The sequence below is a fragment of the Paenibacillus sp. 01T422 genome, from assembly GCF_056398785.1.
In genome coordinates this window covers 1-2,201 of sequence record NZ_JBFTQB010001289.1, presented here as the reverse complement: position 1 = coordinate 2,201, position 2,201 = coordinate 1, and the positions used below count along the sequence as shown (strand labels likewise).

At 43.8% G+C, this 2,201-nt stretch carries 3 protein-coding genes; all 3 read right to left on the bottom strand.

The annotated features are described in order from the left end of the window. Positions 1-156: 156 nt before the first annotated feature. Complete coding sequence (locus AC1DUA_RS38090; protein WP_477504643.1) at positions 157-894, bottom strand: MFS transporter; 738 nt, start codon at positions 892-894, stop codon at positions 157-159. Continuing rightward, positions 848-1,252, bottom strand: a complete 405-nt coding sequence (locus AC1DUA_RS38085) for an MFS transporter (protein ID WP_477504642.1) — start codon at positions 1,250-1,252, stop codon at positions 848-850. The genes AC1DUA_RS38090 and AC1DUA_RS38085 overlap by 47 nt, the downstream gene beginning before the upstream one ends. A 241-nt stretch (positions 1,253-1,493) precedes the next feature. Continuing rightward, positions 1,494-2,201: ABC transporter substrate-binding protein (locus AC1DUA_RS38080; RefSeq protein ID WP_477504641.1), on the bottom strand; the 708-nt coding region annotated here is incomplete at its 5' end.

The following is a 2,201-nucleotide window of genomic DNA, read 5'->3' as shown; positions in this document are numbered from 1 at the left end:
CACCAAGGGCATTCAATCATTAATCTCATTCCTTTCTAACTTTTATTATCCAAATTTTAACATATATTAAAAAAAACAAGCTTGCGTGCAGCTTGTTTCCTCATTGTGATATTAATCCGGAATTCACTCATTTTCCTCTCTGCAAGGCAAAATTCATTACTCTTGGAGACCCACAGGCTGATGCTTATTTCGCTTCTCTCTCAGAATGAAAGTTAGAGGAATAGCCACGATACAGATTAACGTGGCGATCAGAAAAACATCCTGAACCGCTAGCGTCATGCCCTGATCTCGTAGGAATGAGGCGCTTGCCGACGCATCTCCGCCTAGTTCCTTTTGGTGAGCTATTGACCTTGAAGCAAGTAGAGAACTAAACACGCCAATTGATAACGCCCCCGTTGCTTGCCTCACCCAGTTCGTCACAGATGAAGCGTGCCCGGACCTCTCCTTCGAAATGGACGACATTCCCGCATTCATGACCGGCATGAAAGCAAGTGATATACCGACATAACGAATTGTCATCCAGCCAGCGGCATATACGTGGGAAGCATTCAAGCTAATATGGCTTAGCTCCCAATTGGATACAATTAACAGAGCTACACCGCCCATAATGAGAGGAAAAGGCCCCGTGCTGCTGTACAGCTTACCAACAATGGGAGAACAGAGTGCCATGACCAGCGAGCCAGGCAGCAGTACGAGTGCTGTAACCAGCGGGGTCGAATGCTGGACGTCCTGCACAAACACTGGAATTAACAGAGTGCCCGAGTACAATGAAGCAGTAATGATACAGTTAATGATCAAGCTGTACGTGAAACGGTTCGTTCGGAACACGCTAAGGTTAAGAAGCGGATTAGCTACGCGCAGTTCCCTGCGGATGAAGTAGATGAGCGCCGCCACTCCCACAAGGAAAAAGAAGAGTGTTCTGCAGGATACGGAAAAGAATGAGCGTATCGATGCTCCAGGCTACCGTGCATAATGCGGAGAACAACGTAAACCCCGACAGCGCGAAAATGTATAATCTTTTATAGCTGAATCTGTCACCGAAATAGCCCACAATTGGAGCGACAACACCCGTAGCGAGTAAAAATCCGGTAATCATCCACTGAACCTTGCCAAGCTCAGCACCGAAATCTTTCATAAATATTGGGAACGCCACGTTAATTGTGGTCGAGCTGAGAATGGACATAAAGTTTCCGAAAAAGATAGCTAAAATAATGAACCAAAACGCCGATCGGCCTGATGAGCTGCTCGTCACTTCGTCTCCCCTTTTCACTGATAACGAATGGTTTATTTTGGATATGATTGTATGATGCAATTATTTGTTAATATATGTATTATACAACTACATGCCTATTAGTCAATATATGCATGAATTGTTCAAGCATGTAGCCTTCCACAAGCATAACAAAAAAACCACCCTGTGTGGTGGTTGAACATTTAGAACTTATAATCAAACTACTGAAGCTCGAAAGTTGTTGAAGCTTCACGCCCACACCTCAATACTTCCTTTTACCAACCTCCTCTAAAGCCATCGTCTCCGTAAAAACGCTCTCAGGCGTTACGATTCTTTTGGGCAAGCTCCTACCTTGCATAAGTTCGTTGACAGCTTGCATTAAGTTAGGCCCTAACAAGGGGTTGCATTCCACGACACTATTAATTTTACCCTCAGCCATTTTCTCAAATGCTTTGTTCGTACCATCTACAGAAATAATGATAATATCCTTACCAGGACGAAGTCCATACTCCTCAATCGCCTCAATTGCACCTAAAGCCATATCGTCATTATGCGAATAAAGAACGTTAATTTCATTACCTATTGTATTCAGAAAAGTCTTCATGACTTGTTTCCCCTGCGCAAACGTAAAATCAGCTGCTTCGCTCTTTAAAATCTTTAAATTCTCATGGTCTTTAATGACATCTCGAAACCCTTTTCCTCTGGCAATGGAGGGTGTCGACCCTTCGGTGCCTCCGAGCTCAACGATGCCAACGGTATCTTTTTTACTGCTCATTTTATCAATCGCATATTTCCCGGCTTTTCTGCCCTCTTCATAAAAATCTGAGCCTATATAGGTCACATACAAAGAAGGATCACTCACATTGACCAATCGGTCCAAAATAATAAGCGGAATGCCAGCTTGTTTAATTTCTTTCAAAATCGGTTCCCAGCCTGACTCGATAACAGGTGCGATCGCGATAACATCCAC